This window comes from Promicromonospora sp. NPDC019610 (assembly GCF_044389365.1).
Taxonomy (GTDB): domain Bacteria; phylum Actinomycetota; class Actinomycetes; order Actinomycetales; family Cellulomonadaceae; genus Promicromonospora.
The window spans coordinates 1,172,225-1,187,390 of sequence record NZ_JBIRXX010000002.1 but is presented as its reverse complement, the minus strand read 5'-3'; the positions used below and the strand labels follow the sequence as shown (position 1 = coordinate 1,187,390).

Sequence of the window (15,166 nt, the reverse complement as noted above, 5' to 3'; positions counted from 1 at the left end):
ACGCTGCGCTGAGCCGGCGGGGCGCTCGGCGAGCCCGGGGCTCCGCCGGCCGGTGGGCAGGCCTCCGCACCCGCCTGCCCACCGCGCGGCGTGACGCCGGGCCCCTCGCTCAGACGGCGCTGATGGTGGTCCTCGTCAGCTGTTCGGAGACGTCCCAGACGCGTGCGGCCTCGTCCGTGCTGCGCAGTCGCGAGTAGAGCTTCTGCTCGGCGGGCGGCCCCCCGACGCGTCCGGGCCAGCTCGGGCCGTAGAAGCCCCCGGGCTTGGCGTCGGGGTCGGTGGCGGCCATGAGCGCGGGCAGCTTGGCCGTCTCGACCGTACCGAGCAGGATGCCCCTCTCGGACAGGAAACGGATCATCCTCCGGGACGGTACCTCCTCGCCACGGCCGAGCTCGGGACGCGCCGCGAGCAGGTTCGTCGGGGCGACCCCAGGATGCGAGAGGTTGCTGGTGATGCCCCAGCCGCCCGCCCGGCTGCGCCGGTCGAGCTCCAGGCCGAACAGGCCGACCGCGATCTTCGACTGGCTGTAGGCATGTGTCCCGTCGTAGCTGTTCTCCCAGTTCAGGTCGTCCCAGTTGATCGACCCGCGGTTGGCCGCGATGCTCACCTGCGACGTCACCCGCGCACGGCCGGCCCGCAGGAGGGGCATCAGGTGCGCGACCAGCGAGAAATGACCCAGATGGTTCGTGCCGAGCTGGAGCTCGAACCCGTCGGCCGTGGTCTGTCGGTCCGGTGGGGTCATGACGCCCGCGTTGTTGATCAGCAGGTGAATCGGACGGCCCTCCTCGCGCAAGGTGTCACCGAGTGCGGCGACGGACGTGAGCGAGGACAGATCGAGATCCCGCAGCGAGACGTTCGCCGTGGGCACCGACTCCCTGATCGTCGTGATCGCGGTCTCTCCCTTGCGCCGGTTGCGCACGGGCATGATCACCTCGGCGCCTGCCGCCGCGAGGCGCGCGGCCATACCCAGGCCCATTCCGTCGCTGGCACCGGTGACGACGGCAAGCTTTCCCGACAGGTCAGGGATAGTGATGTCGATTGGTCTGCGTGACATGTGGTCCACTCCTAGACGTCAAGTTGTCAGCTCTACTGTCGCGGAAGTCGACTGCCTTATTCAGGGCCTGACGATCCGCCTTTATGGGGTACCTGTCCCCACCTCAGCCGCCCAGCTGCTGCGTCCACCTGGGCGGTCAGCGCGGCGCGGACCTGGTCGCGGGTGACGACGTCACCGAAGTGGCTAGAGGTGCTCGATCAGCTTGTCGGGCGTGATGGGCGTGTTGCGGACGCGGACACCGGTGGCGTTGTAGACGGCGTTGGCGATCGCGGCCGCGGAGCCGACGGTGCCGATCTCCCCGAGGCCCCGGGCACCGAGGCTGCGGGTCCCGACGTCCTCGCCGCCGTCACCGAGTGGTCCGGTGAGGACGGGGTCGGGCCGGTCGAGCATGACCACGTCGATGTCGGGGACGTCCGCGTTGACGGGCACCAGGTAGTCGGCGAGCGTGCTGTTCGCCAGGCGTCCGGTGGCGAGCTCCAGGTGGTTCTCCTCCAGCAGGGCGTGGCCGATGCCGAAGATGACGCCGCCGACGAGCTGGCTCCGGGCGGCCTTGGCATTGATCACACGGCCGACGTCGGCGACCGTCGTGAACCGGGTGACCCGGGTCTCGCCGGTGAAGCGGTTGACGCGCACCTCGCTGAAGTGGGCACCGAAGCTGTGGTGCACGTACCCCGGGTCGGCGTCCCCGGGCGACTCGGCGAGCGTGGTGATGCCCGGCGAGCCCAGGACCCGGAGCAGGCGGCCGAAGGTCATCGAGCGGCCGAGGCCGTGCAGGATCCCGCGTTCGTAGCGCAGGTCGTCCGCGCTCGCGCCGTGCCACGGTGACCCCTCGTCCGTGACGGCGAGCCGCTTGAGCTCGTCGATCGCGTCGCGGGCGGCGTTCACGACCAGGGGTACGGTGGCGTGCGTGGCGCTGGAGCCGACGGCGGGTGCGCCCTGGGGCAGCAGGCTGTCGCCGATCTCGGGCGTCACCCGGTCCAGGGGCAACCCCAGGGCGTCGGCGCCGGAGACCGCGAGCATGGTCGCGCCGCCGGTGCCGAAGTCGGAGATCGCCGTCGAGACCACGGCCGTGTCGTCGTCGAGCAACCGGATCCGCACGCTCGCGGGGCGGCGGTGTGCCGGGTAGACGGCGGCGGCCATCCCGGTGCCGTACAGCCAGTGTCCGTCCGTGCGGGAGCGGGGCGTGGCGCTGCGGGCGGACCAACCGAACCGCCGCGCCCCGACGCGGTAGCACTCCTCGAGGTGCTTGCTCGACCAGGGCAGCCCGGAGACGGGGTGGACGGTGGCGTGGTTGCGTAGCCGCAGCTCGACCGGGTCGATACCGGTGGCGACGGCCAGCTCGTCCATGGCCGTCTCCAGGGCGAAGGATCCGGGGGCCTCGTTGGGGCCGCGCATGGCTCGGCTCCCGGGGATGTCCAGGACGGCCAGCTCCGCGTGGACGTGCAGGTTGCGCGTGCGGTAGAGCGCGTCCGTGGTGTTGTGGGCCGGCGTCATGGGGAAGGCGACGGTCGTCGGGCGCTCGGAGACGCTCCGATGGCTGACGGCGTTCAGGACGCCGTCCCGGGAGGCGCCCAGCCGGACGGTCTGGGTGATCTCGGGACGGTGGCCGGTGAGGGTGAACATCTGTTCGCGGGTGAGGACGAGCCGGACCGGGCGGCCGAGCTCCCGGGCAGCGGCGGCGGGCAGCGGGGTGTCGCTCCACAGGATGACGCGGGCCCCGAACGCGCCGCCCACGTACTTGGAGTTCAGCCGGACGTTCTGGGGCAGGACGCCGAGCCGCTGGGACATCCCGAGCGCGAAGGCGGCGGGGATCTGCGCGCCGGCGTGGATCGTGACCCGGTCGCCGTCCCAGACGGCGAGGATCGCATGGGGTTCCATGGCCACGTGGTGCTGCGGGTTCTGGTGGTACTCGGCCTCCACGACGACGTCGCTGGCGGCGAGCGCTTCGTCGATCGAGCCCACACCGGGGGCCAGGACCTCGAGGCTGCTGGGTGTCCCGCTGAGGGTGGGTCCGGCCGGGACGTGCGGCTCGTCCGCGAGGGACGTCCGCGGTGGCCGGGCGTCGTAGGTCGTGGTGACCAGTGCGGCGGCGTCGCGTGCTTGTTCGGGGGTCTCGGCGACGACCATCGCGATGGCCTGTCCGTGGAACCGGACCTCCGTGTCCTTCAGCGGGAGGTAGTTCTCGACGAAGCCGGCGAGCGGGCCGGTGATCGGGTACAGGTTGAGGCGAGGTTCCGGCGCGGCATACACGCGCAGGACACCGGGCGCCGCGAGCGCGGCGGCCGTGTCGATCCCGGTGATCGTGCCTCGTGCGATGGTGCTGGTCACGAGGTGGGCGTGGGCGAGGTCGGTGGCGCGATAGTCACCGGAGTACTCGGCAGCACCGGTGACCTTCAGTCTGCCGTCGACACGGTCGGTCTCGCGTCCGACTGGGGTACGGGGCATCGCTACTCCTTCAGCTACTGAGTGCGAGCGCGCCGGTCGACGGCGCACCGTGGTGGATGGGGACCCCCGTGCTCAGGGACACCCCGGAGCCGCCGTGCCGGTGGGCGACGATCTCCGCGGCGATCGACAGCGCGGTCTCCTGCGGGGTACGGGCCCCGAGGTCGAGGCCGATGGGCGAGTGGAGGCGGCTCAGCTCGGCACTGGTCAGGCCGGCGTCGCGGAGCCGGGCGAGACGTTCCTCGTGGGTGCGGCGCGAGCCCATGGCTCCGACGTACGCCAGGGGCATCCGGAGGGCGGCCGTCAGCAGCGGGAGGTCGAACCGGGGGTCGTGGGTGAGCACGCAGGCGACGGTGCGGCCGTCGAGAAGCCCGGCGTCGGCCTGCGCCCGGAGGTAGCGGTGCGGCCAGTCGACGACCACCTCCGCACCGGGGAACCGCTCGGGCGTCGCGAACGTGGCCCGGGCGTCGCACACGGTCGCCCGGTAGCCGAGGAACGAGCCCAGGCGGGCGAGCGCGGCGGCGTGGTCGATGGCCCCGAAGACGAGCAGCCGCGGGGCCGGGGTGCTGGACTCCACCAGGAGGGTCATGGGCTCGCGGCAGTAGCTGTCGGCGACCCCGAGCTCGACGGTGCCGCTCTGCCCGGCGTGCAGCAGGTCGGCCGTCCGGGCGCCGGCCACCCGGTCCAGGACGGCGTCCCCGAGACTTCCCGCGACGGGCACACCGGGCCGTACGACGACGGTCCGACCGAGGCGCCCGCTCGGCCCGCGCACGACCGTGGCCACGGCCACCGCCCTGCCGCTGGTCGGGGTCCCGGCCTGGTCGCCCGCGGCGGCGGCGAGCGCCGCTTCGAGCTCCGGCTCGGCGGCCGGGTCGTGGTGGCGCAGGAGCAGCTCGATCGTGCCGCCGCACGTCAGGCCGACGCCGATCGCGTCGGCGTCGGAGTAGCCGAACCGGAGCACCTGGGGCTCGTGGTCGCCGGCGAGCATCGTCTGGCAGGCCTCGTGCACGGCCGCGTCGACGCAACCGCCGGACACGTTGCCCAGCACCGCGCCGTCCGCATCGACGACCAGGGTGGCGCCGGGCTGCCGGGGAGCGCTTCCGGCCACGCCGGTGACGGTGGCGGTCACGAACGGGATCCCGCGCCGGACACGTTCGAGCAGCTCGTCGGCGAGCTCAAGCATGGCCGCCGTCCGATCCGGCGGTGCCCGGCTCGACGCTCCCTGGTCGGACCGGCTCGCGTGGGCCGCTCATCGGCTCTCCACGAGCTCGGTCAGCGCTCGCACGAGGGTCCGGCGCAGCAGGGCGGGCTTGAACGCGTTGTGCTCGCGCGGCTCCGCACCGTCCGCGGCCGGCCTGACGGCGGCTTCGAACGTGGCGGGGGTGGCGGGCCTGCCCTTCAGGGCACGCTCGACCGCCGGCAGCCGCCACGGCCGGGTGCCCACGCCGCCGGCGGCGATCCGTGCGTCGGCGATGGTGCGTCCGCGCAGCTCGAGGGCGACGGCGGCGGAGGTGAGCGCGAACTCGTACGACTGACGGTCGCGGACCTTCACGTAGCGGGAGTGCGCGGCCCAGGGGGAGCGGGGCACCGTGATCCCGGTGATCAGTTCGCCCGGTCGCAGCACGTTCTCGACCTCGGGTGTGCTGCCGGGCAGGGCGTAGAACTCGTCCAGCGGCACATTGCGTTCGCCGCGCGCCGAGCCCAGGTGCACCACGGTGCCCAACGCCACGAGCGGGACGGCGAGGTCGCTGGGGTGGGTCGCGATGCAGTGATCGCTGGTGCCGAGGACCGCGTGGCCGCGGTTGATGCCCTCCAGCGCGGAGCAGCCGGAGCCCGGTTCGCGCTTGTTGCACGGGGTGGTGACGTCGCGGAAGTAACCGCACCGGGTACGTTGCAGCAGGTTGCCCCCGATGCTCGCCATGTTCCGCAGCTGCGCGGAGGCGCTCAGCTCCAGCGCCTGCGCGATCATCGGGTAGTGCTCCCGGACGACGGGGTGGGCGGCGACGTCGCTCATACGTTCCAGGGCGCCGATGTGCAGGCCCTTGCGGTTCAGGGTGACCCCGCCCAGGGGGAGCCGGTTGATGTCCACCACGTGCTCGGGCGTCATCACCTCGAGCTTCATCAGGTCGACCAGGGTGGTGCCGCCCGCCAGGAACGCGGTGTCCGGCCCGGCGCCCCGCACGGCCTCGCGGACCGAGCGCGCCTGGGCGAAGGAGTAGGGCCGCATCAGCGCATCACCTGCTGCGCGTCCCGGATCGCGTCGACGATGCGCGGATAGGCGCTGCAGCGGCAGATGTTGCCCGACATGCGTTCCCGGATCTCGTCGTCAGAGCGCGCTCCGCCCTCGTCGTCGACCAGGGCGACGGCGGACATGATCTGGCCGGGGGTGCAGAAGCCGCACTGCAGGCCGTCGTGGTCGACGAAGGCCTGCTGCATGGGGTGGAGCCGGTCGCCGTCGGCCAGGCCCTCGATCGTCGTGATCTCGTGCCCGGCGGCGGTCGCGGCCAGGGTGAGGCAGGACAGCACACGCCGGCCGTCGACATGCACGGTGCACGCGCCGCACTGCCCGCGGTCGCAGCCCTTCTTGGTGCCCTTGAGGTCCAGCCGCTCGCGCAGCGTGTCCAGGAGGGTGGCCCGCGGGTCCACCCGGACCGTGACGGGGTTGCCGTTGACGGCGGCGCGCACCGTGACCTGGTGCGCGCCGCCCGCGGAGGCTGCCGCGGCGCCTTCCGTGGCCTCGGCGGCGTCCGCCTGGCCGGTCAGCAGCGGCGTCACGGCGGCGGCGACCAGGCCGCCGCCCAGAAAGTTCCGCCGGGACACACCCGAGCGGGCGCCTCTCGCATCGCTTGCATCGTTCATCACGTTTCTCCTGGCTGGTCGCAGGGCCGGCAGGGGACAGGGCAGCGCCGTGACCCTTCGGGTGGCTTCCCGGGTCGAGCGCTGCGCCCAGGCTGGCTACCGCGAGCAGAAACATCCAGGACCTGTCGATCCCAGGCTGAGGGGCCGTGGTGACCCGGCGGGACTCGCCTGCCTTGAGGGGGATCGACAGGCCGTGGCTGCCTGCCTGGGGGATGGCTTCAATGGCGCCATGACCTCTTCGAACAACGACCTGGTGGTGCCCGAACGCGTTGTCGGCCTGGACGCTGCCCGGGGCAGGCACGGCGCGCGCGCCGACCTCATGGTGCGCATGCTGCAGGTGGGGGACCCGCTCGCGGACGATGTGATCGTCGAGTTCGACGAGCTCGGCCGACCCGCCCGTGCTGCGCTCCAGCGCGGTCTCACGAAGGGGCGGGCGAGCGTGCCGGGCGCTCCGCCGGCCGTCGCCGCGTTGCTCGCGCACACCGAGACCGTGCCTGGCTGGGTCTCCCCGGAACTGCTGGACGACGGGGACCGCACCTCGCTCGCCGTACCGCCCCACTGGCGCAGCCTCGCCTTCTCCGGCGGCTCCCTCGCACACACCTACAGCTCCCCGGCCATCGCGCGACTGCTCGTGGGCACGGGCCGGCTGACCTCGACGGCGCCGCGCCGGCTCGCCGAGACCGGGCTCTGGAACGCCTCGACGATCCTTCCCGGCGGGCTGCGGCGCGGCGCTCCCGGCTATGTGCAGACCGTGCAGGTCCGGCTGCTGCACGCGCGGGTGCGAGCCTCGGCCGCTGCGCACGGCTGGGACGCCGGCCGGTGGGGAGTGCCGATCAACCAGGCCGACATCGCACGCACCTGGCTCGACTTCACCGTCGTGCCGTTCGCGTTCCTGGAGGGTGTCGGCTACCGGCTCACTCCTGACGAGCAGTCCCGGCTGTACCGCTACTGGTGGTACGTCGGCCACCTGCTGGGCCTCGACGAGGTGTTCTTCCTCGACATCGAGGGCCACGCACGGGCCGACGACCTGCTCGACCTGCTCGACTCGACCACCGCCCCGCCCGACGAGAACAGCCGCGCCCTGGTCGAGGCCCTGTTCGACGCCGCGACGGCGACGCTCGCCGCAGCGCCGGGGTCGCCGATGGGCACGTCAGGCTGGCGTGACCTGCTGAACGCCCTGGCGGGCCGCTACCACGGCGAGGACGCCGCAGCCCTGGGCATCCCGGAGTCCCCGCTCACGGCGGTGCTGCCGCTGCTGGCGGCCGGGGAGGCGACGGCGCGGCGCTACCAGGCGCAGGTCCCCGGCGGCGTGCAGCAGGCGGTGGAGGACGGCACGCTCGCCGTCCGTGGGCTGATCACCGCCCTCACCGACGGCGGCACCGCCTATCAGGACCATGTCGCGGCCCCGTGAGGGGGCACCTCGGGTCAGGCTCGGACGGCTGCCACGGCCTGGTCGAACAGGGCCACGGGGTCGCTGGTGCCGCCCGACTGGCGCCAGGCCTCCACCGCCACGTCGAGACAGGCGAGGGCCGCGGCGATCAGGGCGCGCGCTCGCGGGTCGGCCGTGGCGCCGGGCGCGATGCCCAGACGCCGCTCGACGTCCGGGGCGAGCAGCTCCTGCCAGCGCAGGTGCTTCTCGAGGTGTCGTGCGCGCAGCGACGGCGCCTCGGCGTACATGTCGGCGATCTGCAGCGGCGTCGCGGCGTCGGTGGCCTGCTCCTGCAGGCCGATGAACGTCTCGCGGAGCGCTTCCCATGCCGTCTCCGTCGCCGGGCGCGCCTCGAGGGTCTCGCGCACCCGCAGCCCGAGTGCCTCCAGGTCGCCCAGGACGACGTCCTCCTTGCTCCCGAAGTAGTGGAAGAACGACCGCCGGGAGATCCCTGCGGCGGCCGCGATCTGATCGACGGTCGTCGCTTCGTAGCCCTGCTCCACGAACAGGCGCAGCGCCGTGCTGGTGATCTCGGCGTGGACGGCGCGGCGCGTCCGTTCGCGCAGCGTCGGGGTGTCGGACGGTGAGGCCATGGGCCGACCTTACTCCGAGTACGTTCCTTGCATCGAGTGCAACAAACTGCCTACAGTGCACCTATGACTTCCGTCGACTTCACGTCCCAGACCACCGTCGTCACCGGCGCCAGCTCGGGCATCGGCGCCGCCTTCGCCCGCGCTCTCGCGCGGCGCGGCTCCGACGTGATCCTGGTCGCCCGCCGCCTCGACCGCCTCGAGGAGCTCGCGAGCGAGCTCGAACGCGATCACGGCGTGCGTGCCACCCCGATCGCGCTCGACCTCAGCAGGCGCGGAGCCGGACAGGCTCTCGCCGGTGAGGTGGCCGACCGCGGTCTCACCGTGACGAGCCTCGTCAACAACGCCGGCTTCGGTACCGACGGGCCGTTCCACGAGGAGGACCCCGATCGCCTGCAGGCCGAGATCGCCGTCGACGTCGCGAATCTCGTGGACATCTCACGCGCCTTCATCGAGCCGCTCCGTCAGTCGGGGCGCGGCGTCCTGGTCAACGTCGCGAGCATGGCCGCCTACCTGCCCGGGCCTGACATGGCGGTCTACGGGGCCTGCAAGGCCTTCGTCCTGAGCTTCACCGAGGCGCTCTGGTACGAGTCGCGCTCGAGCGGCCTGCGCGTGCTGTCCCTCGCCCCCGGGCTGACGCGCACCGAGTTCTTCGACGACCTGGCCGGCGGCTCCTACAACGGCAGCTACCAGACGCCCGAACAGGTCGTCGAGGCGGGCCTGCGCTCGCTGGACCGCGGCAACCGCCGCCCCAGCGTCGTCTCGGGCCGGGTCAACGGCATCGCGGCGGAGGCCGGCCGTTTCCTCACCCGCCGTCGTGCCGTGATCCTCTCCGGATATTTCGGGGCCCGCTCACGCAACAGCCCGGCGACAGCGCCCGCCCTCACCGCACACCGGCGGGCGGAGCCCGGGACCCACGGCTGAGAACCGCCGAACTCGTGACCGCCGCGACTCCACATCTCGGCACCGAGCGGCGTCTTAAGGGGGCAAGCACGTTCCGCTCACCTGGAGGTCCATGTGACCAGCATTCTCCGTTCGAAGACCCTTCGGTTCACCGGGATCGGCGTCGCGGCGACGACCCTGTGCGTCACCGGCGCCGGCCTGGCGGCCGCGGCGGCCCCGGCCTCGGCCTTCGGTCAGGCGGTCGGTACCGCGGTGCACGCGGCCGGCGTCGACTGGTCCCACCTGCCCGACGGCTACACGCAGGCGCAGTACGAGGCGTTCTGGGGCGCCCAGTACAGCGGCGAGGACCTCGCCGCGCTGCAGGAGCTCTGGTCGCTCGACGAGACGGAGGCCAAGTCCCGCGCCGGTCAGGCCATCCTCGACGGCGAGCAGCTCCCGTTCGCGCCCGGTACCTACACGACTCCGGAGCTGCCGGCGGACGAGCAGGCGGCGACCGCCGCGTTCCTCGACGCGGGCTACACGGCGGAGGACGTCGAGGAGCTGAGCGCCCTGTGGGACACCGAGTACGTGGAGACCAAGGCCCGCGCCGGCCAGATGGTGCTCGACGGCGAGGAGCTGCCCCTGGACGCCGCCACGACGTCCGGTAGCTGACCGGTGCGCCCGGTACCGCTGACGACTCGCCAGGAGGCGACCATCGACACCCTCACGCTGCGCGTCGGCTTCGAGATCGAGCTGCTCGCACCCGCCGGCTCCGACCGGCAGGTGCTCGCGGAGGCTCTCGCCGCCCGCCGCGCCGGCGGGGTGCGCCGGTCGTTCCACACCGACAGCGAGCCGTCGGCGGTGCCGGGCGTCGGGGTGTTCCGTCACCTCTCTCCGGCGTTCGACGTGGTCGACGGCGACGGCGACGGCGCCCCCGTCGCCCGGCTCGTGGACGACATCACCCTCGTGTCCGACCTGGCCGGCACGACCACCCGGCCCGGACACCGCGGGTGGTACCGGGTGCTGTGCGACGAGCCGCGTCTGCTGCGCCTGATCGAGCGGTCCACCGATCCGGGCGCCGCCCTGCCCGACGTGCTGGCACCGGTGGCCGACCTGTTCGGCACGCGGGTGGAGGTGGTGGGCGGAGCAGCGCGGGTGAACGACACCGCGGGGGCCACGGTCGCCGTCGCCATGCCGCTTCCCGCGGGGCGTGAGCGACCCTGCGAGATCGTCACCCCGCCGATCGCCGAGGACCACGGCCGGGTGCTGGACGACCTGCTCAACCCCGCGCGTGCCCTCGGCTTCACCGTGCCCACCGAGGCCGCCGTCCACCTGCACCTGGACGGCCGGCCCTTCCGGCGGCCCGCGGCGTTCGCCAACCTGGTCCGGCTCTTCGGGCACTGGCGCGAGCCGCTGTGGGCGGCGCTGGGCACCAACCCGGCCTGCCGCCGCCTGGCTCCGCTGCCCCCGGAGCTGCTCCGGCTCGTGGAGCGGGACGACCAGTCGTGGGACGAGGTGGCCGCTGCCGCACGCGGGATCGGCCTGACCAAGTACGCCGACGTGAACCTCACCCAGCTCGTCGCCCCGCATCCGGTCCGGGACACGGTCGAGGTACGGATCCTGCCCGGGGCGCTGGAGGCCTCGGACATCCTCCGGCGGGCCGCGCTCGTCGAACGCCTGGTGCGCAGGTGCCTCGACGACGCGCCTGTCCCGCGACCTGACGCCGGCGCGGTGCCCGACCCGGCCGGTGCGCTCCTGGCCATGGCGGCGGAAGGGGCCCGTCGATGACGACCTGGATGCAGCCGCCCGCGCCGAGGAGCGCTCCCACCCCGCGGGTGGCGGCCCCGGGCCCCGTGCACGACGCTGACGGCCCCGGCACGGCCGGGACGCTGGGCGACCTGGTGCGGAAGCACCTCCCCGGCCTGATCCGGTACGCGACGGTGCTCGTGGGCGACCAGCACACCGCCGCCGACCTGGTTCAGGACGTGCTGCTGCGAGCGCACCAGCGATGGCACCGCATCGCCCTGACCGAGCGCCCCGACCTGTACCTGCGGCGCATGGTCACCAACGAGCACCTGTCGTGGCGCCGGCGCTGGCACGTACGCATGATCCGCCCGATCGCCGACGACGTCCTGGCCGGTCACGCCGGCGTCGGCAGCGACCCCGCGGAGAACCTCGCCCAGCAGGACGCCATGTGGCACCGCCTCGCGCAGCTCCCCGCCCGCCAGCGCGCGGTGCTCGTGCTGCGCTACTACGAAGGGCTGGTCGACGCCGAGATCGCTACCGTGCTCGACACGTCGCCGGCCACCGTCCGCTCCCACGCCTCGCGCGCCCTGGCCACGCTCCGCAACACCGATCCGACCCTCACGGAGGCACCATGACCCAGGACCGTACCGCCGGTACGCCGGCCCCGGGACCCCGACCGGGCGAGGACGAGAGCGACGACCTCACCGAACGCATCACAGCGGCCCTCCGGTCACGCGCCCCCGGTGACGACGACACCGCGGCCACGGTCCGGAGGATCGCCGACCGGCTCGCGGCGGCCGGCGACCGGAACGGAGCCGGGACGCGGCACCGGCGCGTGGGCGCCGTCGCGGTCACGGGCGTGGTCGCGTCCGCCCTGGGAGTGGTCGGCGCGGGGGCGGCCGCCGCGGCCGATCCCTACACCCCGTTCGCGGTCGTCGTGGACGGTATCGCCCAGGCTGTGGGTGTCGAGTGGTCCTCCATGCCCGACGGCTACACCCGCGAGCAGCACGACGCGTTCTGGGGCGCCGCATACACGGCGGCGGATCTCCAGGAGCTTCGTGAGCTGTGGCACGTCGACGCGTTCGAGGCCAAGGCCCGCGCGGGCCAGATGATCCTCGACGGCGAGTCCCTCCCGGTGGTGCCGGACGGCACCGGTGCGGCCGACACGTCCGCGCCGTACCTGGACCAGGCGGAGGAGAGGGCCTATCGGGAGGCCGGGTACACGTTCGAGGACGCCGAACGGCTCGCCGAGCTGTGGCACGTCGACGCCTACGAGGCGAAGGCGCGCGCCGCCGAGATGCTGCTCGACGGCGAGACGCCTCCGCTGCCCTGACTCAGGACGGCTCGGTGAGTGCCTGCGTGCCGATCACGGCGAGCAGGTCGAGCAGCTCGGCGCTGTCGGTGCCGGGGGTGGGGGTGAACCAGAGCAGTCGTTGCCGGCCGTCCTCGCTGAAGAGGTTGAGGCAGTGGACGTCGAGCAGGCCGAGCTCGGGATGGTTGATGCGTTTGCGGTCCCGGCGGCGGAACGCCACGTCGTGGCGGTCCCAGAGCTCGGCGAACTCGGCGGAGCCCTCCTGCAGCGCGGTGATCATGCTCCGTGCCTCGGTGTCCCCGTTGCCTCTCCGGGCGGCGCTCGCGCGCAGGTCGGCGACGAAGGCCTGCGACTGGGCGTCGTGGTCGTCCTCGGGGTAGATGGCGCGGGACATCGGGTCCATGAACCAGCGGTAGGCGAAGCTGGCGTGCCGGCCGGTGAAGCGCGAGTGGTCGCCCACGAGGGCGACGGCGAGCGGGTTCTGGGCCAGGGTCACGTGCAGGTCGGTGATCACCTTGGCGGGCGTGGAGGTCAGGCGGGTGAGCAGGTCGAGCATCCCGGGCTGCACGTGGGAGGTTGCCCTGCCTGCGGGCGGCACGGGTCGCTCGGCCAGGTGGTAGAGGTGGTTCCACTCGTCGTCGGTCAGGCGCAACGCCCGGCCCAGAGCGGCCAGCATCTGCTCGGACGGCTGGGAGCCGGCACCGCGTTCGAGCTCGTTGTAGTAGTCGACCGAGGCCCCCGCGAGCTGGGCGACCTCGTCACGGCGCAGGCCGGGCACACGGCGCCGTGGACCTGGCACCAGGCCGACCTCCTCGGGACGGATCCGTTCGCGGCGGGAGCGCAGGAAGGCGCCCAGCTCGGCGTACCCGGCGGCTCTCATGCCTTGAGTATCCCGTGGGCGGTGGCGCGGTCACAGGGGATGACATCCCCTGGTTCACGTCTGCGAGGTCCTGGAGCGTGGGGTTCCCGACGAACAGACGGAGGAAACACCATGACCGGACAGCACCCTCGCCCCCGAACCCGCGCGACCGTCGCCGCGCTCGCCGTCGGCGCGCTGCTGACCACGGCGTGCACCACCGTCCCCGCTTCGTCCTCCGAGACGTCGTCCGATCGAACGGGTGGCTGGCAGGAGCGTGCGCCCATGGCGCTGGAGCGCCAGGAGCTCTACCCCGAGGTCGTCGACGACCTGATCTACGTCGCCGGGGGCCTGCTCAGTCCCAACACCGGTGTGTCAGCGCACTTCGACGCCTACGACCCGGCTGCCGACGCCTGGCACCGGCTGGCGACCCTGCCGCAGGCCAGGCATCACATCGGCCTGGCCGAGGCCGACGGCTCCCTGTATGCGGTCGGCGGGTTCAGCGGGGGGTTCCCGCGGTGGCGGGCGGAGTCGGACTCCTTCGTCTACTCACCGCGGGACGACACCTGGTCCGCCGGCGTCGACCTGCCGGAACCGCGCGCGGAGTTCGTGATCGAGAGCGTGCGCGACCAGGTGTTCGTGATCGGCGGCCGGGTCCGGGAGACGCCCGACGCCACGACGTTCACGACCCACGTCGACAGCGACAGGAACGAGATGTTCGACCCGGCCACCGGCTTGTGGACGCGGCTCGCTCCGGCCCCGACCCTGCGCAACAGTGCTGCCTCGGCCGTCGTCGACGACCGGATCTACGTGATCGGTGGGCGGGAGTTCTCGCTCGCCGAGGACGGCTCCGCCGTCCAGGAGAACGTGGCGACGGTCGAGGTGTACGACCCGGCCACCGACGAGTGGGAGACGGTCGCCCCGCTCCCCGAGGCCCGCGGCGGGCTGGCCGCGGCCGTGCACGACGGCTCGATCTACGTGTTCGGTGGCGAGCAGCACGACCCGGCCCCGGTGGTCTACGACGACGTGTGGCGATACGACCCGGAGACCGACGAGTGGACCACCGCGGGTGAGCTGCCCACGCCGCGGCACGGCCTCGGCGCCGCCACGGTGGGTGATGTCATCCACACCTTCGGCGGCGGCACCGAGGTGGGCGGCAACTTCGCCAGCGCGCGCCACGAGGCGTTCGCGCCGGAGCGAGAGTCGTGACGCCTGCGGCCGTCCGGACGGCCGCGGCAGGTCGGGGTGAGCCGGCGATCCTGTGACCGGCGGGGCCTGGATAGGTCGCGGCAGACCGCCGAGGATCGTTGTCGGCGCCCACCTCCTTTGGACCGCCGTCTGCCGTGACCTGTCTGCCGAAAGGAATCCCTTGTGGCCGAGGACATCTCCCCGACCGATCCGGAAGTCCTGCACGACCTGCTGCGCGCCGCGGCCAAGGACCCGCGACGACGCGAGGCGCTGACCGGTTCCCTCGTCGACCAGGCCCGGCACGAGCCGGCGGTCGCCCGCGCGTTGGCCATCGCCACGAACGCGGCACTCCGTCCGGCACCACGGGTCGGACGCACGGGGCCCAGCACCCTGTCGCTGCCCGGCTTCGACGAGCAGCTGCGCGACGCCCTGGACGAGGCGATCCGCGCGAGGACGGTCACCGACACGGAGGCGGACACGTATCTGTGGCTCCTTCAGGCGAACCCTGGCCGGTACGACACCTTCGACCGGCTCATCGAGGTCGTCCGGCAGGCGATGGCCAGCACCTGAGAACGACGGACAGGCCTGTCACGCGCCCGTGCCCGCCCTCGGCGTCGCCGGCAGGTCGAGGTGCGCGGCGAAGCGCGCGTCATCGCTGACCAGGCCCTGGACGAGCTGGTAGGGGAGACCAGTCGGCAAGGGAGCGCAGGTGCCGGGCGGCCGGGCGGGAATCCCCCACCGGGCAAGCGGTCCTTCGCCAGATCAGAGCGTCTTGCCGTGGACCCCGCCGCGGTTCGGGACTCCGATC

General features: G+C 73.0%; 15 protein-coding genes. 8 read left to right on the top strand and 7 right to left on the bottom strand.

The window, feature by feature from the left end; all coding sequences use genetic code 11:
- Window positions 1-109: 109 nt before the first annotated feature.
- The 5 genes from ACH45N_RS16945 to ACH45N_RS16925 all read right to left on the bottom strand — a co-directional run bounded on the left by ACH45N_RS16945 (window position 110) and on the right by ACH45N_RS16925 (window position 6,355).
- The gene (locus ACH45N_RS16945; protein WP_397395891.1) at window positions 110-1,054 is read right to left on the bottom strand and encodes an SDR family oxidoreductase; all 945 of its coding nucleotides are present in this window, start codon (window positions 1,052-1,054) and stop codon (window positions 110-112) included.
- A 183-nt stretch (window positions 1,055-1,237) separates the two neighbouring features.
- Window positions 1,238-3,499 carry a xanthine dehydrogenase family protein molybdopterin-binding subunit gene (locus ACH45N_RS16940; protein WP_397395889.1) on the bottom strand — a complete coding sequence of 754 codons (2,262 nt, stop codon included), beginning with the start codon at window positions 3,497-3,499 and terminating at the stop codon, window positions 1,238-1,240.
- 10 nt (window positions 3,500-3,509) lie between these two features.
- Entirely contained in the window at window positions 3,510-4,679 is a 1,170-nt protein-coding gene (locus ACH45N_RS16935) for an XdhC family protein (protein ID WP_397395887.1), read from the bottom strand.
- A 66-nt stretch (window positions 4,680-4,745) separates the two neighbouring features.
- Entirely contained in the window at window positions 4,746-5,723 is a 978-nt protein-coding gene (locus tag ACH45N_RS16930; RefSeq protein ID WP_397395885.1) for an FAD binding domain-containing protein, read from the bottom strand.
- The gene (locus tag ACH45N_RS16925) at window positions 5,723-6,355 is read right to left on the bottom strand and encodes a (2Fe-2S)-binding protein (protein ID WP_397395883.1); all 633 of its coding nucleotides are present in this window, start codon (window positions 6,353-6,355) and stop codon (window positions 5,723-5,725) included. The genes ACH45N_RS16930 and ACH45N_RS16925 overlap by 1 nt, the downstream gene beginning before the upstream one ends.
- Before the next feature lie 229 nt (window positions 6,356-6,584).
- Between ACH45N_RS16925 and ACH45N_RS16920 the strand changes: the two genes are divergently transcribed.
- Window positions 6,585-7,766, top strand: coding sequence for an oxygenase MpaB family protein (locus ACH45N_RS16920; RefSeq protein ID WP_397395881.1), 1,182 nt, complete (start codon window positions 6,585-6,587; stop codon window positions 7,764-7,766).
- Between the two features lie 14 nt (window positions 7,767-7,780).
- Here the strand turns inward: ACH45N_RS16920 and ACH45N_RS16915 are convergent, their stop codons facing one another.
- A complete protein-coding gene (locus ACH45N_RS16915; RefSeq protein WP_397395879.1) occupies window positions 7,781-8,377 on the bottom strand; it encodes a TetR/AcrR family transcriptional regulator in 597 nt (198 codons plus the stop codon).
- 63 nt (window positions 8,378-8,440) lie between these two features.
- Here ACH45N_RS16915 and ACH45N_RS16910 point away from each other — a divergent pair, with 63 nt between their 5' ends.
- The 5 genes from ACH45N_RS16910 (at window position 8,441) to ACH45N_RS16890 (ending at window position 12,335) form a co-directional block, all read left to right on the top strand.
- The gene (locus ACH45N_RS16910; RefSeq protein WP_397395877.1) at window positions 8,441-9,298 is read left to right on the top strand and encodes an SDR family NAD(P)-dependent oxidoreductase; all 858 of its coding nucleotides are present in this window, start codon (window positions 8,441-8,443) and stop codon (window positions 9,296-9,298) included.
- Window positions 9,299-9,391: 93 nt separating this feature from the next.
- Window positions 9,392-9,928, top strand: a complete 537-nt coding sequence (locus tag ACH45N_RS16905; protein ID WP_397395875.1) for a hypothetical protein — start codon at window positions 9,392-9,394, stop codon at window positions 9,926-9,928.
- Window positions 9,929-9,931: 3 nt separating this feature from the next.
- Window positions 9,932-11,044, top strand: coding sequence for an amidoligase family protein (locus ACH45N_RS16900; protein WP_397395873.1), 1,113 nt, complete (start codon window positions 9,932-9,934; stop codon window positions 11,042-11,044).
- Entirely contained in the window at window positions 11,041-11,637 is a 597-nt protein-coding gene (locus ACH45N_RS16895) for an RNA polymerase sigma factor (RefSeq protein WP_397395871.1), read from the top strand. The genes ACH45N_RS16900 and ACH45N_RS16895 overlap by 4 nt, the downstream gene beginning before the upstream one ends.
- A complete protein-coding gene (locus ACH45N_RS16890; protein ID WP_397395869.1) occupies window positions 11,634-12,335 on the top strand; it encodes a hypothetical protein in 702 nt (233 codons plus the stop codon). The genes ACH45N_RS16895 and ACH45N_RS16890 overlap by 4 nt, the downstream gene beginning before the upstream one ends.
- Window position 12,336: 1 nt before the next feature.
- On the opposite strand, the gene ACH45N_RS16885 is transcribed toward ACH45N_RS16890, so the two are convergent.
- Window positions 12,337-13,194, bottom strand: a complete 858-nt coding sequence (locus ACH45N_RS16885) for a helix-turn-helix transcriptional regulator (RefSeq protein ID WP_397395867.1) — start codon at window positions 13,192-13,194, stop codon at window positions 12,337-12,339.
- Between the two features lie 111 nt (window positions 13,195-13,305).
- On the opposite strand from ACH45N_RS16885, the gene ACH45N_RS16880 reads away from it, so the two are divergent.
- Both ACH45N_RS16880 and ACH45N_RS16875 read left to right on the top strand, forming a co-directional pair.
- The gene (locus tag ACH45N_RS16880) at window positions 13,306-14,379 is read left to right on the top strand and encodes a Kelch repeat-containing protein (protein WP_397395865.1); all 1,074 of its coding nucleotides are present in this window, start codon (window positions 13,306-13,308) and stop codon (window positions 14,377-14,379) included.
- 162 nt (window positions 14,380-14,541) lie between these two features.
- Window positions 14,542-14,928 (top strand): hypothetical protein, encoded by a 387-nt coding sequence (locus ACH45N_RS16875; RefSeq protein ID WP_397395863.1) that lies wholly within the window; start codon window positions 14,542-14,544, stop codon window positions 14,926-14,928.
- Window positions 14,929-15,166: the final 238 nt, after the last annotated feature.